Source organism: Nocardia stercoris, assembly GCF_003696265.1.
Taxonomy (GTDB): domain Bacteria; phylum Actinomycetota; class Actinomycetes; order Mycobacteriales; family Mycobacteriaceae; genus Nocardia; species Nocardia stercoris.
This window is the reverse complement of sequence record NZ_RFFH01000003.1, coordinates 342,238-357,559: the sequence shown is the minus strand read 5'-3', so window position 1 is coordinate 357,559 and position 15,322 is coordinate 342,238. Positions and strand designations below refer to the sequence as shown.

The window sequence follows — 15,322 nt, the reverse complement described above, 5'->3', positions numbered from 1 at the left end:
CCACCATGGCATCCGTTTCCGTTTCCACCGAACTGCCCGTCGCGCCGCAGCAGGCGTGGGAGCTGCTCAGCGACCTCAACGGCTGGGACCGCTGGCTGACCATCCACCAGGGCTGGCGCGGGGAGGTCCCGGCGCAGCTGACCGCGGGTACCCGCTTCCTGGAGGTCGTGTCGGTCATGAACATGGCCAACAAGATCGAGTGGACCGTCGCCGAGGTCGAGGCGCCCAAGTTCCTGCGCATCACCGGCACCGGAATGGCCGGTGTCACCGTCGAATTCGCGCTCAAGGTGGAGGAGACCCCCACCGGTTCGGCGGCCGTGTTCGACGCCAGCTTCAAGGGCACCATGATCGTCGGCCCGATCGGCAAGGCCGTCGCCAAGAACGCCGAGTCCGACCTGCGGGCGTCGATGGACAAGTTCAACGAGCTCGTCGTCGCCGCATGAGTGGGTCAGGCGCGGAGGCGGTAGCGAAGCGTGACCACGCAGCGCCCCCGCTCATGCGAGGAGACACAGCATGACCAGCACCGAAGTCGCCTTCGACGGATCCGGTCTCGGTGCGTGGACCGATCCCGAACGGTTCGAGGTGACCGCGGCCCGGATCGCGGAATACGCTGCGGCGACCAATGATCCGATCGAGGCGCACCTCGCGGGCGAGGTCGCGCCGCCGGTGTTCGCCATCGTGCCGGTCTTCACCTCCATGGCGCCCGCCGCACTGTCGGTGGCGCCGGTGGAACTGCTCATGAAACTGGTCCACGGCGAACAGGACTTCCGCTTCCACCGGCCGATCCGGCCCGGCGACGACCTGGTGGTCCGGGCCAAGCCGATCGGCTACCACGGCCGCCCGAACGGCTCGACCGTCGCGGTGTACGCCGAAACCCGGGACGCCACCGGCGAACTGGTCAACGAGCAGTGGCTGACGGCGTTCTTCCGCAAGGTCGACGCCGGGGCCGGCGAGGGCGAGGGTGCGCCGGAACACCGGCTCACCGACGAGATCCGGGCCCTCGACCCGGTCGCCACCGTCACCCAGCACATCGACACCGACCAGACGTTTCGGTACTCGCCGGCCTCCGGTGACCCGATGCCCATCCACCTCGACGACGAGATCGCGAAGATGGCCGGCCTGCCCGGCATCATCAACCACGGTCTGTGCACCATGGCGTTCACGTCGTGGGCCGCGCTCACCGAACTCGGTGACTCGCGGGTGGAGCGGCTGCGGCGGCTGGCGGTCCGGTTCGCCAAACCCGTCCTGCCCGGCCAGGACATCACCACCCGGTTCCGGCGCACCGGAACCGACGGCACGGTCACGACCTACGCCTTCGACACCGAGGCCGACGGCGAGATCGCCATCACCGACGGTCTCGTGGAGATCGCCGACTGAGCGGAGCTCACCGCCCCGATGCGGTGTGAGCCCGCCACCCGAGCGGGACGGGGCCGGCCACCGATGCCCGGCCGGCCCCGTTCCTCCGCTCTCGACGCCACCCGGCGCCCCCGAAACATCACACAGGAGAACCTGATCCATGGGAAAGCTTGACGGACGTGTAGCGATCATCACCGGTGCCGGCCGTGGCATCGGCCGCGAACACGCGCTGCTGTTCGCCCGCGAGGGCGCCAAGGTCGTGGTCAACGACCTCGGTGGCGCGAACGACGGATCCGGCAACGACGCGGGCCCCGCCCAGCAGGTCGTCGACGAGATCCGTTCCGCCGGTGGCGAAGCCGTCGCCAACACCGAGAACATCGCCACCTGGGACGGCGCCCAGCGGCTGGTCGAGCAGGCCGTCACCGAATTCGGCGGCCTCGACATCCTGGTCAACAATGCCGGGATCCTGCGCGACGCCTTCATCGCGGGCATGGACGAGTCCCAGTGGGACGCCGTCATCGCGGTGCACCTCAAGGGTCACGCCGCGACCCTGCGGCACGCCGCCGCGTACTGGAAGGCGCAGAGCAAAGCCGGTGTGCCCGTTCGCGCTTCGGTGATCAACACCGCGTCCGCGTCGGGCACCTTCATGCCCAACGCCGGGCAGGGCAACTACGGTGCGGCCAAGGCCGGCATCGCCGCGCTGACCCTGGTGGCGGCCGACGAGCTCGAGCGCTACGGCGTCCGCGTGAACGCGATCGCGCCGATCGCGCGCACCCGTCTCACCCTGGCCACCCCCGGTATGGGCGCGCTGTTCGCCGCCGAGGTGCCGGCCGGTGAGTTCGACGCCTTCGACCCGGCCAACATCTCCCCGCTGGTGGCGCACCTGGCCGAGGCCGACTGCCCGCTGAGCGGCAAGGTCTTCGCGGTGCAGGGCGGTGCGATCACCGAGCTGCAGGGCTGGACCGGGATCCGGACCGTCGAGACCGACGGCCCCTGGGATCTCGACAACGTCGCCAAGGCGCTCTCCGAGGAGAACTGATGTCCCGCAACGGATACGAACTCGGCCTCGGCATGACCGAGGAGCACGGCGCGCTGGCCGAGTCGGTGCGCGGTTTCGCCGAGCGGACGATCACCGCCGAGGTGGTCCGGGCCGACGTCGAGGCCACGACCGTGCCTCGGGTCCCGTCCTTCTGGTCCGCCCTGGTCGGTCAGGACCTGCTGTCGCTGCACGTGCCGGAGGATCAGGGCGGCCAGGGCGCGGGCCTGCTGACGCTGGCGGTGGCGCTCGAGGCGCTGGGCCGGTCCCTGCACACCGGGCCGTTCGTGCCGGTGGTGCTGACCTCCGCGGTGCTGGCCGCGGCCGGTGCCGCCGCGGAATACCCTGGGCTGCTGGACGGTTCGCAGCTCGGCGCGGTCGCGCTGGGCGCGACCCTGACCGGCGGTGAGCGCGACGGCGGCCTGGTCGTGGACGGCACTCTCGACGGGGTGCTCGGCGGCGACCACGCCGACCTGTTCGTACTGCCGGTGACCGTCGCCGACACCACCCGCTGGGTGGTCCTCGACCGGGATCAGCTCACCGTCACCGCCCAGGACGGGATCGATGTGCTGCGCGGCAACGCACGGGTCACCGCGGCCGGCGCCGTGGTCGAGCCCGGCCGGATACTGGATGTGACGGCGGCGCGGGTGAATTCGCTCGCCGCGGTCCTGCTCGGCGCGGAAGCGGTCGGGGTCGTGTCGTGGTGTGTGTCCACCGCCGCCGAATACGCCAAGACCCGGGTCCAGTTCGGCCGGCCGATCGGCCAGTTCCAGGGCGTGAAACACAAGTGCGCGCACATGGGCATCTCCCTGGAGAAGGCGCGCGCGGTCCTGTGGGACGCGGCGCACGCGCTCGACGAGGGTGACGAGACCGCCGACTACGCGGGAGCCGTTGCGGCACTGATCGTTCCGGATGCCGCGGTGACCGTGGCGCAGGACTGCATCCAGGTGCACGGCGGTATCGGCTTCACCTGGGAGCACGACGCGCACCTGTACTATCGGCGTGCGCTGGCCGTCCGCGGCGCGCTCGGCGGACGCGCGACCCGGGCGGAAGCCGTTGTGACGTACGCCCTCTCGGGCGCCTCGCTGCCGACCGACCTGGAACTGCCCGCCGAGGCCGAGACGATCCGGGCCGCGGTCGCCGCCGAACTCGCCCCGATCGCCGCCATCGACGACGAAGACGACCAGTTGATCGCGCTCGGCACCGGCGGCTGGGTCCAGCCGCACCTGCCGCGGCCCTACGGCCGGGACGCCTCGCCGCTCGAGCAGATCGTGATCGCGCAGGAGATCAAGGCCGCCGCTATCGACATGCCGCAGCTGCTCATGGGCACCTGGGCGGTCAGCGCGATCGTGGGTCACGGTGACGAGCGCCAGAAGCGCGAACTCGTCGTCCCCACGCTCAACGGCGAGCTGGTGTGGTGTCAGCTGTTCAGCGAGCCGGGCGCCGGCTCGGACCTGGCGTCGCTGACCACCAAGGCGGTGCGCGACACCGGCGGCTGGCGGATCAGCGGGCAGAAGATCTGGACCACGGTCGCGCAGTTCGCCGACTGGGCGATGCTGATCGCCCGCACCGACCCGGACAAGCCCAAGCACGAGGGCATCACCTACTTCCTGCTGGACATGAAGACGCCGGGCATCACGGTGCGTCCGCTGCGCGAGATGACCGGATCGGCGCTGTTCAACGAGGTGTTCCTCGACGACGTGTTCATCCCGGACGAGAACGTCGTCGGCACGGTGAACGACGGCTGGCACGTGGCCCGCACCACCCTGAACGGGGAACGGGTCGCGCTGAGCCAGAAGATGGAGGCCTATGCCACCGACGCCGACCTGCTGCGGTTCGCGATCGGGCGCGACCTCGGTCCGGTGGCGCGCTACCGGACCGGGGAACTGATCGCCGAGGGCCGGGCGGTGGACGTGATCAGTGCCCGGGTGGTGCTCGGGCAGCTGTCGGGCATCGACATCTCCACCACCTCCAGCGTCGGCAAGCTGCTGGGAATGGCTCTGGGACAGGCGATCTCGGAGTTCATCGTGGCCGAATCGGGTGTGGCCGGCGTCGTGTCGGTGCCCGGCGCGGGCAGTGACCACGCGATGGAGCAGCTGATCGCGGGCCGGGCGACCACGATCTACGGCGGCACCACCGAGGTGCAGCTGAACGTGATCGGTGAGCGCATGCTCGGACTGCCCCGGGACGCGGCGGCATGACCGGGACCGGTGCGGGACGGGTCTCGCCGAAGAACCCGGAGGGGTGTGGGCCGCTCGCCGGCCTGCGGGTCGTCGAAATCGCCAGTCTCGCACCGGGTCCCTTCGCGTGCATGATTTTGGCCGACCTGGGTGCGGAGGTGATCCGGGTCGACCGGGTGGGCGACGTTCCCGGTCTGATGTCGCCGTCGGGTGTGCTGGATCGAGGCCGGCGTTCGATCGCCGTCGACCTGAAATCCGCTGCGGGACGCGAGGTCGTGCTGAAACTGGTCGAGACCGCCGACATCCTGATCGAAGGATTCCGGCCGGGCGTGGCCGAACGGATCGGCATCGGACCCGAGGACTGCGCGGCCCGCAATCCCGGCCTGATCTACGGCCGGATGACCGGCTGGGGGCAGGACGGCCCGCTGGCCGCGGCGGCCGGGCACGACATCAACTACATCGGCTTGTCCGGTGCGCTCGACCTGATCGGGCGGGCCGGGGAACGGCCACTGCCGCCGGTCAACCTGCTCGGCGACTTCGGCGGCGGCGGCATGCTGCTGGTCGTCGGCGTCCTCGCGGCGCTGCAGGAACGGGCCCGCTCGGGCACCGGGCAGGTGGTCGACGCGGCCATGGTCGACGGGTCGGCGCTGCTCACCGCGTTCGTGCACGGGATGCACGCGGCGGATCTGTGGGACGGCGAGCGGGGAACCAATCTGCTCGACACCGGTGGGGCGTTCTACGACACCTACGAATGCGCCGACGGCCGGTATGTCGCGGTGGGTGCCGTGGAACCGCACTTCTACGCGGCGCTGCTCGACCGGTTGGGGCTCACCGAGGACGAATCCGCCGGGCCCGACGCGCTACCCGTGCAGTACGACCTCGACGAAGCCGAGGTGCTGCGATCCCGGCTGGCGGCGGTGTTCGTCACCAAGCCGCGCGACGAATGGGCGGAGATCTTCGCCGGATCCGACGCGTGTGTCTCGCCGGTGCTGTCGCCGTGGGAAGCCCACGAGCATCCACACAATCGGGAGCGGGCGGCATTCGTCGAGGTCGGCGGAATCCGGCAGCCGGCCCCGGCGCCCCGCTTCGGCCGCACCCCCGCGGCGGTGCCGCAACCGGGCAGCGCCTGCGGCGCGGACACCACCAACGTGCTGCGCGAGGTCGGCTACTCGGCGGCGGAGATCGAGCGGTTGCGCGGCGCGGGGGCCATCGATTAGCGGGAGCGGGCAGGTCGTCGGGGCCGCCCCGCGGCGGGATGGGTAGGTTGAGCGAATGGCGAAGACTGCACCCGACCTCGACGCGACGAAAGTCGACGGCCGCGCCAGCCGGTGGGACGACCACAAAGCCGACCGCCGCGAGCAGATCCTGCGTGCCGCCGTCGCCGCCGTCGGCGCCCACGGACCCGAGGTGGGTGTCCAGGAGATCGCCGAACGTGCCGGTGTGCCACGTTCGGTGGTCTACCGCCTGTTCAAGGATCGCGCCGATCTCGACGAGCACCTGCGCCTGCGGATCCTCGACGACCTGATGGCCCACCTCGCCCCGACTCTCACCCCGGAGGGCACGGTCCGCGACGCCATCGCCCGCGCCGTCGACACCTATATCGGCTGGATCGTCGCCAACCCGCAACTGCACCACTTCCTGGGCATGGGTTCGGCGAGCAGCCCGGCGCGCGGGGCCCGCTCGGTCACCGACACCAAGACCGCCATCGGTGTGCAGATCGCCGAAATGCTGGACTCGGTGTTCGGCAAGCTCGGGCTGCAGACCGAGGCCGCCGAATCGCTGGCGTTCGCCCTGGTCGGCATGGTCGACAGCAGTATCAACCGGTGGTTGAGCCGCTCCCGCCGGCCGCTGAGCGCGGCGGAGTTGTCGGCGTATATCCAGCAGTGGACCTGGCAGGTGCTCGCCGCGACCGCCGAGAGCGGGGGGATCATCCTGGTTCCCGAGACCCAGGTGTCGGACCTGCTCTAGTTCGCGGTGCGTCTCTACCGGACCACGTGGCCTATCCGCCCACCGCCGAGACGATTGCGGCGCCGCTGATTTCGAGCAGTCGACAGCGTGCCGTCGGATCGTCGGCCTGCGCGTGTGGACGACTCGGCCTGGCGCCGTCGAAATACCGGCCTGTGGTCCGGGACAGGCCCGGATCGCAGATCAGCCGGAGAGTCGCGTCCGCACCTTCGGCGATCGTGCTGATCGGCGTAGCACCGGCGTCCAGCACCATGGTCGTCGGCATGAGGGTGGCCGGGTGCAGGGCGTTCACGGTGACACCGGTACCGTCGAGTTCCGCGGCGTACTCGATGGTCGCCATGATCATCGCCAGCTTGGCGCGGCAGTAAGCGGTGTACGGGTCGTAATCCCGCTCGGGGGTCGGATCGTCGAAGTCGATCTGCTGCTGCCCGGCGGAGGCTACGTTCACCACGCGCGACGGAGCCGAGGATCGCAACAGCGGAAGCAGCTGGCGCGTCAGCCGATAGGCGGCCAAATGGTTGACCGCCCATATCAATTCGTTGCCGTCGGCGCTGAGTTCGCGCTTCCCGTCCGACCGGCCGCCGGTGCCGGCATTGTTCACCAGCACATCCAATTGCGAAGTACGGGCGATGATCTCGTCGGCCAGCCGGTCCACCTCCGCGAGGCGTGACAGGTCGGCCAGGATGATCAGCGGAGCGTGCCCGCCCGCGGCCGTCACCTCGGCCGCGACCGCGGCGGCCCGATCGGGGTTGCGGCCGTGCAGGATCAGCCGGGCGCCTGCCGCGCCGAGCCGCAACGCAAGTTCGCGGCCGAGCCCGTCGGTCGCACCCGTGATCAGCACGGTGCGTTCGGCCATGCGGTCGATATCGGCGATCCGAACCGAAGTCACCGCAGTGTCTCCGCCGTGGTGACGAGCGTGGCCCGGCCCAGGATGTGCCCCGCGACAGCGAATCCGAGCATGGCCGGCGTGGAGTCGGTGGCGACGCCGATGTCGTCCACGTCCAGAGCGTGCACGGTGACGAAATAGCGGTGAGCACCGTGCCCCGCGGGCGGCGCCGCCCCGATGTATCGAGCCAGGCGCGCGTCGTTGGGCAATTGGAAGGAGCCGGCCGGCAAGCCGCTGCCCGCGTCGTCTCCGGCGCCCTCGGGGAGGGTCGTGGTCGTGGCCGGGATGTTGGCGACGGCCCAGTGCCAGAACCCGGAGCCGGTGGGGGCATCGGGGTCGTACACGGTCACGGCGTAGCTCTTGGTGCCCGCCGGGGCGCCGGTCCAACTCAACTGCGGGGAAACGTCTTTGCCGCCTGGGGCGCCGGACGACCACTGCGCGGGTGGCCAGGCGGCGCCGTCGCTCACTGTGCTGCTGGTGACCGTGAATGCGGCTGCCTCGGGGAGGCGGGCGAAGGGATCGTTTGCGCTCATCGTGTCGCGCCTTTCGGAGTCGTACGGGGGCGTGCAAGATCGACGATAGCACAAAAAATCGATTATTTTCCGAACCGTCTATGATCAAGTGGTGACCCCGAGGATCCCTGCCACAACAGAGCCGACGAAGCAGATGCTTTCCGAGCGGGTCTACGCCCAGTTGCGGAACGCGATCATGCGCGGCGAGTACGCGCCCAGTGACGCGCTCAAGCCGCAGGATCTAGCCAGGCAATACGGCGTGAGCCTGGCCGTGGTGCGCGAGGCGCTGGTGCGGCTGGTCGGCGACGGGCTGGCCGAACGGCTGACCAATCGCGGCTTCGCCGTCCCGGCCGTCTCCGCTCACCGCTGGCAACAGATCGGGGAGGCCCGCCGGACCATCGAGCCGGTGCTGCTGCGCATGTCGATCGAACGTGGTGACGTCAACTGGGAAGCCGACGTACGAGCTGCCCACCACCGCTTGGCGCGCACACCGTTGTTCACCGGGCAGGACGGCGAGTACTACAGCGAAGAATGGGCCGAGGCTCACCGGGTATTCCATCGCACGCTCTTGGAAGGATGCGGTAACCCGGTGTTGCTGGAAACCTTCGACCGGCTGTGGGTGGCGAGCGAGCTGGCCCGCCGCTTGGCGGCCCGCCGCGCCCCGGAGCGCGACAGTATCGACGAGCATCGCCGATTGGAGGAGGCGGCATTGGCCCGCGACGCCGACACCGCCGCCGACATACTGACTCGACACCTCACCCTGACGACGGCCGCACTGGTAGAGCCAGAAGGCTGACACTCCGCGGGCAGGCTTCGCGCGTCAGTTGGTGTGCGGCATGCGCTCGGCGGGGATGACGCCGAAGCGGCCGGCCTGGAAATCCTCGACAGCCGTGACCAATTCGGCCCGGGTGTTCATGACGAACGGGCCGTAGTGGGCGACGGGTTCCCGGATGGGGCGGCCACCGAGCAGGAGCACCTCCAGATTCGGTTCGGCGGCAGGGGTTTTGGTGCCTGCCTCGACGGTGACGGTCTGGCCGGGGCCGAAGACCACGAGCTGTCCCTTGTGGATCGGGCGGCGTTCCGCGCCGACCGTGCCGGTTCCGGCCATGACGTAGGCCAGGGCGTTGAACTCCTCGTTCCAGGGCAGAGTGAGCCGCGCGCCGGGGCTGACGGTGGCGTGGATCAGGGTCACCGGGGTGAAGGTGGAGCCGGGGCCGGTGTGGCCGGCGACGTCGCCGGCGATCACGCGGACCAGAGCGCCGCCGTCGTCGGAGGACAGCAGGACCGCCTCGGTGGACCGAATGTCTTGGTAGCGCGGCGGATTGAATTTGTTCGCGCGCGGCAGGTTCACCCACAGCTGGATGCCGTGGAACAGTCCACCGGAGACAACGAGGTGTTCCGGCGGCTTCTCGATGTGCAGAATGCCGCTGCCGGCGGTCATCCATTGGGTGTCGCCGTTGGTGATGGTTCCGCCGCCCCCGTGCGAGTCCTGGTGCTCGAAGACGCCGTCGATCATGTACGTGACGGTCTCGAAGCCGCGGTGCGGGTGCCAGTCGGTGCCTTTCGGCTCGCCGGGGGCGTATTCGACCTCACCCATCTGGTCCATGTGGATGAAGGGGTCGAGCTGACCGGACGGAACACCGGCGAACGCGCGGCGCACCGGGAAGCCCTCACCTTCGTAGCCCGTGGGCGCGGTGGTGACCGTGCGCACGGTGCGGGGTGTGGCCGTAGTGGAGTCGGGAACCGCCACCCTGGGCAGGGTCAGCGTGTCTGCGGTGATCGCGGGCATTGCGACGTCCTCTCCCTGATCGTCGAACATCTAGTTAAAATCTGAACTTCTATCCGCTGCAACACGCCGAGGTACCCGGACATTCCCGTCGGCGGTCATCAGCCACGGCGGGTGTCGGGGCGGACAGGACGCCCGATCGCACCTACCCTGGGCCGCATGAGCCCCGCGACCGCTTTCATGGTCCCCATCGATCCCGACCTGGCGGCCGTCACCACCGTCGGATACGAGGACGATCCCCGCTCGGCCGGGGTCGAGCCGCGCGCGGTGGACGCGATCTGGGAGTCGGTGCGCGAGTGGTATCGCATGGGCACCACCCCCACGATCCAGGTCTGCCTGCGCCGCAAGGGGAAGATCGTGCTCAACCGCTCGATCGGGTACGGCTGGGGCAACGGGCCCAAGGACGGTCCCGAGGTGCCGAAGCGGCTGGTGACCCCGGAGTCGCCGTTGTGCGGATTCTCCACCGCGAAGGGCGTCTCGGCGGCCGTGGTGGCGATGCTCATCGAACAGCACGCGTTCGCGCCGGACGAGCCGGTATGCACGTATATCCCCGAGTTCGCGGCGAACGGGAAAGCCGCCATCACGATCGGCGACGTGCTCTCGCATTCGGCGGGCATACCGTTCGTCACTCCGCCGTTCCACGGCACCGAGATGGTGTTGGACGAGGACGAGGCGTTGCGTGGGCTCGCGGCGCTGCGGCCCAGTTCGCCGCCGGGCCGGTTCCGGGTCTATCACGCGATGACCGCCGGGCTGGTCCTGCGGCTGCTGGTGCAGCGGGCGACCGGTAAGCGACTGCGGGAACATCTGCGGGAGCAGGTGCTCGATCCGCTGGGTTTCCGGTGGACCGATCTCGGCGTGCGCCCCGAGGACGTCGACCTCGTGGTGCCGAGCGTGCCGGTCGGGCCCGGGCCGTCGAAGCTGTGGCAGCACCTGTCGCGGCGGGCGCTGGGCGGCGGGCTCTCGAAGCCGGCCACCCCGGCCGACGTCCAGGCCTTCCTCACCGCCGAGCTGCCGTCCGGGAACCTGGTGACCACGGCCGCCGAGCTGTCCCGGTTCTACGAGATCCTCGGGCGCGGTGGTGAATTGGACGGTGTGCGGATCATGCGTCCGGAGACCGTGGCGTGGGCGGTGCGGCCGGCGCGCTGGATTCCGGGCGTGGCCGGACGGGTATCGGTGGCCGGATACGAACTCGGTGCGGCGCGGTCGAAGTTCGGTCGGCACACCGAATCTCATTTCGGCCGAAGCGGATTGACCACCCAGTACGGTTGGGCGGATCCGGCGCGCGCAATGAGCGGCGCGATTCTGACCAGCGGGAAGGCGCGCTCCGATATGGATCGGCCGTACCGGCTCGTCGCGCAGATCTCGGGATTGTTCGACCGGGTGCGCTGACCGCGGATGTGGTCTCGCCCGCGCCGGATAATTCCCGGCGGGGGTGCACAGCGCTGTGGTTTTCCGATACTCTGACGACGAAGCGGACATAGCGAATTGTTTGCTTAGATGGCGGCTCTGTTCGGGTTGTGCGCACAGACTTGTGTGCTCACCATTGGATATCGGTAAATGTATTGCGTCGCTGCATGATTGCGGCGCGAATGTATTTCGATCCATCGAACGGTCCGGCGGTGAAGTGTCGGTGGTGAAGGAATGTTACAGGTGAGTTTCGTCCGGGATGCATTGGTGGAAATTGATCGCCGGCAGGCGGAGATCCTGGACCGGGGAATTCCCTATACGGGAATCGCGGCCCAGACGGACCGCTCGACGGCGCTGTTCGAATGCGGCTGGGCCGGCGTCGTGAACGGTCGCGTCGAAATTCACGTGGTGGGGGAGACGGCCGAACTGTGGTCGTTGCAGTCGGTGTCGAAGACCGAGATGCTCGCCCGCGCCCTCACCCATTTCGGAATGAAAAGGGTCACCGGTGAATTGGTGCTCTTCCACGGTTCGAGTCATTTCCGCGGCACCACCGAACTCCGCGATACCAACGGTATGCCGAAGAACCCGTTCGTGAACCCGGGCGCTATGCGGGTGATCGCCGCACTGATCGAACACCTCGGCGGCCCGCGTGCCGTGGTCGACGACGTGCTCGGCGCGCTCAATTTCCGCCTGCGCGCGGACACCCCACGCTTCTTCGTCGACCCGCGTGAGGCCGAACCGGTGCAACTCGCGGCCGGCGGGTCCGGCAATCTCGCCGTGGCACAGGAGTTGGCCCGCTACGACATGCTCTTCGGCCTCGAGCCCGAGGTCGTGGTGGAGACCTATCACACCGTCTGCGCCACCACCGGCACCGTCGCCGCCACCCTGGAGGCGTTCTTCCACTTCGCCGACGGCCACGACGTGTTCGGCCGCCCGGTGCTGCCGTGCGAGCCGTCGTGGCGGCTGCTCATGTCGTCCGTCGTCGCCCTCGGCTCCTACAGCAATGCGGTGCTGGACATGGCCGACCGGCGCGCGGGCAAGACCGGCGGCTCCGGCATGGTGGTGGGACCGACGTTCGAAGGGGCGCAGGGCACCCCGCCGGGCGTCTTCGTGGCCGCCAGCCCGGGTCTCGGCGAGGACCTGAACCCACTGGTCGCCATGCGGGCGGCCGCGATGTTCGGCGAGCTCACCCGGACCGGACTGTTCGACTCCCGCTACGGAATGCGGCCGGGTGTGACCGCGGCCTGACCGGGCACGGTCGAGCGGCTCAGGCACGCTCGGCCGTCGGCGGGCCCGATATGCGGACGGCAATTTGCCACGGCCGCGACCAGGTGCGTTTCCGTGGGCGGCTGCGGCGCACCTGGTCCTCGCTTGTGTCGGTCCCGTGGGGTGTCGGTTCGCTCGCGCACACTGGGCCGATGAGGGACGAAGCGGTAGCTCGCCGGGGGCGGCACGAGTCCGCGCGGGTGATCCTGCTCGCGGTCCTGCTGACCGTGCCGGTGCTGAAACTGAGCTGGACCCTGGGCGGTGGCGACGCGGCGAACGACGCCCTGGGCGCCATGGGTGTACCCGACTGGCTGAACATCGTCGCCGGCATCTTCCTCACGAATGCTCTGCTGGCCACCGTTCTGGCGGTCGTGGCGTGCCGGGTGATCTACAGCTTCTTCGCCGCGGCCGGTGGCGCCGCCTGGCAACAGAGGTTCGCGCAGCCCACGACGATGGCCTGGGCGGCCGTGGTCCCGATCGGTGCGGGCGTCGTGGTCGGCGCGTTCAACGGTCTGGTCTGGGCGGTGATCACCATGGCCGTCGGCTATGTGCTGCGGCTCGGCGTCATCGGGGACTACGCGACCGGGCGGCGATCGGCGGACACCGGTAGACGCACCGGTCAGGCGGTGGAGACGGCGGCCCAGCGGGCTTCCTTCGTGATCTGGATCGTGAGCCTGGTGCTGGCGGTGGTGGTGCTGCCGGTCCTGGCCGTCGCGGCCGCGCTGGACGGGCGCGCGTGGAGCACCGTGCTGATCTGCGATGTCGATACCGGTGGCGGGCCGCACCGCGCGCGGGTCGCGGTGCTCACGTGGTCCGGTTCGGGCGTGGTCGCGTGGGACATCGCGGCTCGTGCAGTCGTGAACGGCCGCGACTGCGCAACCGACCCCGACGATCGGATCCGGGATCCTTGGTGGCGGTCGTGAGTGGAAAGTGTTCCCGGCCAACGCTTTCCGGCGTCGCGTGGGAGGGCCGATCGCGAATCGAGGGCCGCAGGCGAATGCCGTTGCAGTACTGGCCGGCACGGGCCGGGGTGGCCCCGTCCCGTGCCGGCGCAATCGCTAGCCCTGCCGGACCTTGAATCGCCGGTCGCGCCGGTTCAATACGTAGGTGCGGCCCCGGCGGCGAACCACCTGAGCTCCGGGCTTGGACTTCAGCGAGCGAAGCGAATTACGCACCTTCATCCTCGACCTTCCTCTCCACGCCGTCGGCGGCGTACAGCAGACTTGAACCATTCAAGTCGGTAGGTTGTTCCCGCGACGGCATCACTCCCCGGCTGCGGCGTGGCGCGGACCACGGAGTGGCCAGCGGAGGCCCGCCCGAACACCTATGTTTGATGGATGACCGCGAGCATCCGGTTGTCCACCGCGACCGGCCGCTGGGTTCTGCTGGCGACCGTCCTGGGGTCCGGGATGGCGATGCTGGACGCCACCGTCGTCAACGTGGCATTGCCGCGTATCGGCGACGAGTTCGGCGCGAGCATGGCCGGACTGCAGTGGACCGTCAACGCCTACACCCTGACCCTGGCCGGACTGATCCTGCTCGGCGGTTCGCTGGGCGACCGCTACGGGCGGCGGCGGGTGTTCCTGGTCGGGGTGGTGTGGTTCGCGATCGCGTCCGCGCTGTGCGGTGCGGCACAAGATATTTGGATGCTGATCGGGGCGCGTGCACTCCAGGGGGTGGGTGGTGCGCTGCTGACGCCGGGGTCACTGGCCATCATCCAGGCCTCGTTCCGGCCCGAGGAGCGGGCGCGGGCGGTGGGCGCGTGGTCCGGGCTGGGCGGTGTGGCCGGTGCGATCGGCCCCTTCCTGGGCGGCTGGCTGGTCGAGGCCGCCGGTTGGCGCTGGGTGTTCCTGCTGAACATCCCGCTGGCCGCGGTCGTGGTCGCGGTGACCGCCAAACACGTGCCGGAGTCGCACGACACACAGGCGCACGGGAAGTTCGACGTACTCGGCGCGGTGCTCGCCGCCCTGTGCCTGGCCGGGATCACCTATGCGCTGACCCTGGCGCCCGAACCGAACGCCAATCGAATCCTGGTGTGGGGCAGCGGGATCGCTGGTGTGGTGGCCGGTGCGCTGTTCGTGGTGGTGGAGCGCCGGCGGTCGCGCCGTGCCCCGCTGGAGCGGGAATCGGGCACCGAAGGGCCGCAGGCCATGCTGCCCGTGGACGTGTTCGCGTCGCGACAGTTCACCGCGATCAACGTGGTCACCTTCGTCATGTACGGCGCGATGAGCGTCGTGTTCTTCCTGCTGGTGCTGACGCTCCAGGTCGCGGCCGGGTTCGGTCCGATCGCGGCGGGCACCGCGATGCTGCCGGTCACCGTGCTGATGCTGCTGTTCTCCGCGCGCTCGGGTGCGCTGGCCCAGCGGATCGGCCCGCGCCTGCCGATCACCGCCGGGGTTCTGCTGGCCGGGCTCGGCATGCTGCTGATGACCCGGATCGGCGTGCACACCTCCTACCTGCGTGATGTGTTACCCGCCGCCCTGGTGTTCGGCGCGGGCCTCACCCTGGCGGTGGCCCCGCTCACCGCCACCGTCCTGGCCTCCGCCGACGAACGGCACGCGGGCGTGGCCAGCGGGGTCAACAACGCGGTGGCCCGGGCGGCCGGTTTACTTGCGGTGGCGGCGATTCCGCCCCTGGTCGGCCTCACCGGCGCCGCCTACACCCATCCGGCGGATTTCGCGCACGGATTCCGCTCGGCCCTGCTGACCTGCGTCGTACTCATGGTGGCAGCAGCCGCGCTGGCCTTCCTCACCGTCCGCGACGACACCCTGCGCACGGCCTCACCGGATGCGGAACCCGAATGCCGCACCTTCTCCGCGGTCGCCAGTCCGCCGCTGGATCCGTCCCACTGTGATCCGTCACCGGGCGGAGGGCAGTCAGGGTCACTGGATCGCTGAGGTCTCGACCGCAATGACAGGTGCTGCAGCG

General features: G+C 69.7%; 15 protein-coding genes. 11 read left to right on the top strand and 4 right to left on the bottom strand.

Annotation, left to right across the window (positions count from 1 at the left end; translation table 11 throughout):
* Positions 1 to 5 precede the first annotated feature (5 nt).
* The 6 genes from EBN03_RS10060 (at position 6) to EBN03_RS10035 (ending at position 6,540) form a co-directional block, all read left to right on the top strand.
* Positions 6 to 443 (top strand): type II toxin-antitoxin system Rv0910 family toxin, encoded by a 438-nt coding sequence (locus EBN03_RS10060; RefSeq protein WP_122187669.1) that lies wholly within the window; start codon positions 6 to 8, stop codon positions 441 to 443.
* Positions 444 to 513: 70 nt separating this feature from the next.
* Positions 514 to 1,377 carry a MaoC/PaaZ C-terminal domain-containing protein gene (locus EBN03_RS10055; RefSeq protein WP_122187668.1) on the top strand — a complete coding sequence of 288 codons (864 nt, stop codon included), beginning with the start codon at positions 514 to 516 and terminating at the stop codon, positions 1,375 to 1,377.
* A 139-nt stretch (positions 1,378 to 1,516) separates the two neighbouring features.
* On the top strand, positions 1,517 to 2,395 hold the full coding sequence (locus EBN03_RS10050) for an SDR family oxidoreductase (protein ID WP_122187667.1): 879 nt from the start codon (positions 1,517 to 1,519) through the stop codon (positions 2,393 to 2,395).
* Positions 2,395 to 4,593 (top strand): acyl-CoA dehydrogenase, encoded by a 2,199-nt coding sequence (locus EBN03_RS10045; protein ID WP_122187666.1) that lies wholly within the window; start codon positions 2,395 to 2,397, stop codon positions 4,591 to 4,593. Before EBN03_RS10050 ends, EBN03_RS10045 begins: the two co-directional genes overlap by 1 nt.
* The gene (locus EBN03_RS10040; RefSeq protein WP_122187665.1) at positions 4,590 to 5,789 is read left to right on the top strand and encodes a CaiB/BaiF CoA transferase family protein; all 1,200 of its coding nucleotides are present in this window, start codon (positions 4,590 to 4,592) and stop codon (positions 5,787 to 5,789) included. Before EBN03_RS10045 ends, EBN03_RS10040 begins: the two co-directional genes overlap by 4 nt.
* 55 nt (positions 5,790 to 5,844) lie before the next feature.
* On the top strand, positions 5,845 to 6,540 hold the full coding sequence (locus tag EBN03_RS10035; protein WP_122187664.1) for a TetR/AcrR family transcriptional regulator: 696 nt from the start codon (positions 5,845 to 5,847) through the stop codon (positions 6,538 to 6,540).
* 31 nt (positions 6,541 to 6,571) lie between these two features.
* Here the strand turns inward: EBN03_RS10035 and EBN03_RS10030 are convergent, their stop codons facing one another.
* Positions 6,572 to 7,426, bottom strand: a complete 855-nt coding sequence (locus tag EBN03_RS10030) for an SDR family NAD(P)-dependent oxidoreductase (protein WP_233608283.1) — start codon at positions 7,424 to 7,426, stop codon at positions 6,572 to 6,574.
* Entirely contained in the window at positions 7,423 to 7,956 is a 534-nt protein-coding gene (locus EBN03_RS10025; RefSeq protein WP_122187663.1) for a YbhB/YbcL family Raf kinase inhibitor-like protein, read from the bottom strand. The genes EBN03_RS10030 and EBN03_RS10025 overlap by 4 nt, the downstream gene beginning before the upstream one ends.
* A 91-nt stretch (positions 7,957 to 8,047) precedes the next feature.
* On the opposite strand from EBN03_RS10025, the gene EBN03_RS10020 reads away from it, so the two are divergent.
* Positions 8,048 to 8,731: a GntR family transcriptional regulator gene (locus tag EBN03_RS10020; RefSeq protein ID WP_233608282.1), complete on the top strand. Its 684-nt coding sequence runs from the start codon at positions 8,048 to 8,050 to the stop codon at positions 8,729 to 8,731.
* A gap of 24 nt (positions 8,732 to 8,755) precedes the next feature.
* On the opposite strand, the gene EBN03_RS10015 is transcribed toward EBN03_RS10020, so the two are convergent.
* Positions 8,756 to 9,724 (bottom strand): pirin family protein, encoded by a 969-nt coding sequence (locus EBN03_RS10015; protein ID WP_122187661.1) that lies wholly within the window; start codon positions 9,722 to 9,724, stop codon positions 8,756 to 8,758.
* 156 nt (positions 9,725 to 9,880) lie between these two features.
* On the opposite strand from EBN03_RS10015, the gene EBN03_RS10010 reads away from it, so the two are divergent.
* The 3 genes from EBN03_RS10010 to EBN03_RS10000 all read left to right on the top strand — a co-directional run bounded on the left by EBN03_RS10010 (position 9,881) and on the right by EBN03_RS10000 (position 13,317).
* Positions 9,881 to 11,110, top strand: coding sequence for a serine hydrolase domain-containing protein (locus tag EBN03_RS10010; RefSeq protein WP_233608281.1), 1,230 nt, complete (start codon positions 9,881 to 9,883; stop codon positions 11,108 to 11,110).
* A 261-nt stretch (positions 11,111 to 11,371) separates the two neighbouring features.
* On the top strand, positions 11,372 to 12,376 hold the full coding sequence (locus EBN03_RS10005; RefSeq protein WP_158675580.1) for a glutaminase: 1,005 nt from the start codon (positions 11,372 to 11,374) through the stop codon (positions 12,374 to 12,376).
* Positions 12,377 to 12,546: 170 nt separating this feature from the next.
* Complete coding sequence (locus EBN03_RS10000) at positions 12,547 to 13,317, top strand: hypothetical protein (RefSeq protein WP_147471509.1); 771 nt, start codon at positions 12,547 to 12,549, stop codon at positions 13,315 to 13,317.
* A 135-nt stretch (positions 13,318 to 13,452) separates the two neighbouring features.
* On the opposite strand, the gene EBN03_RS09995 is transcribed toward EBN03_RS10000, so the two are convergent.
* Positions 13,453 to 13,575, bottom strand: coding sequence for a ribosomal protein bL36 (locus EBN03_RS09995; protein ID WP_122187658.1), 123 nt, complete (start codon positions 13,573 to 13,575; stop codon positions 13,453 to 13,455).
* A 156-nt stretch (positions 13,576 to 13,731) separates the two neighbouring features.
* On the opposite strand from EBN03_RS09995, the gene EBN03_RS09990 reads away from it, so the two are divergent.
* Entirely contained in the window at positions 13,732 to 15,291 is a 1,560-nt protein-coding gene (locus tag EBN03_RS09990; protein ID WP_122187657.1) for an MFS transporter, read from the top strand.
* Positions 15,292 to 15,322: the final 31 nt, after the last annotated feature.

What these genes read in the sequence shown, in the direction of transcription:
- EBN03_RS10060 (WP_122187669.1), top strand. Translation starts at nt 6, where the DNA reads ATGGCATCCGTTTCCGTTTCCACCGAACTGCCCGTCGCGCCGCAGCAG.
- EBN03_RS10035 (WP_122187664.1), top strand. Translation starts at nt 5,845, where the DNA reads ATGGCGAAGACTGCACCCGACCTCGACGCGACGAAAGTCGACGGCCGC.
- EBN03_RS10045 (WP_122187666.1), top strand. Translation starts at nt 2,395, where the DNA reads ATGTCCCGCAACGGATACGAACTCGGCCTCGGCATGACCGAGGAGCAC.
- EBN03_RS10055 (WP_122187668.1), top strand. Translation starts at nt 514, where the DNA reads ATGACCAGCACCGAAGTCGCCTTCGACGGATCCGGTCTCGGTGCGTGG.
- EBN03_RS10010 (WP_233608281.1), top strand. Translation starts at nt 9,881, where the DNA reads ATGAGCCCCGCGACCGCTTTCATGGTCCCCATCGATCCCGACCTGGCG.
- EBN03_RS10040 (WP_122187665.1), top strand. Translation starts at nt 4,590, where the DNA reads ATGACCGGGACCGGTGCGGGACGGGTCTCGCCGAAGAACCCGGAGGGG.
- EBN03_RS10050 (WP_122187667.1), top strand. Translation starts at nt 1,517, where the DNA reads ATGGGAAAGCTTGACGGACGTGTAGCGATCATCACCGGTGCCGGCCGT.
- EBN03_RS10015 (WP_122187661.1), bottom strand. Translation starts at nt 9,724, where the DNA reads ATGCCCGCGATCACCGCAGACACGCTGACCCTGCCCAGGGTGGCGGTT.
- EBN03_RS09995 (WP_122187658.1), bottom strand. Translation starts at nt 13,575, where the DNA reads ATGAAGGTGCGTAATTCGCTTCGCTCGCTGAAGTCCAAGCCCGGAGCT.
- EBN03_RS10000 (WP_147471509.1), top strand. Translation starts at nt 12,547, where the DNA reads ATGAGGGACGAAGCGGTAGCTCGCCGGGGGCGGCACGAGTCCGCGCGG.
- EBN03_RS09990 (WP_122187657.1), top strand. Translation starts at nt 13,732, where the DNA reads ATGACCGCGAGCATCCGGTTGTCCACCGCGACCGGCCGCTGGGTTCTG.
- EBN03_RS10025 (WP_122187663.1), bottom strand. Translation starts at nt 7,956, where the DNA reads ATGAGCGCAAACGATCCCTTCGCCCGCCTCCCCGAGGCAGCCGCATTC.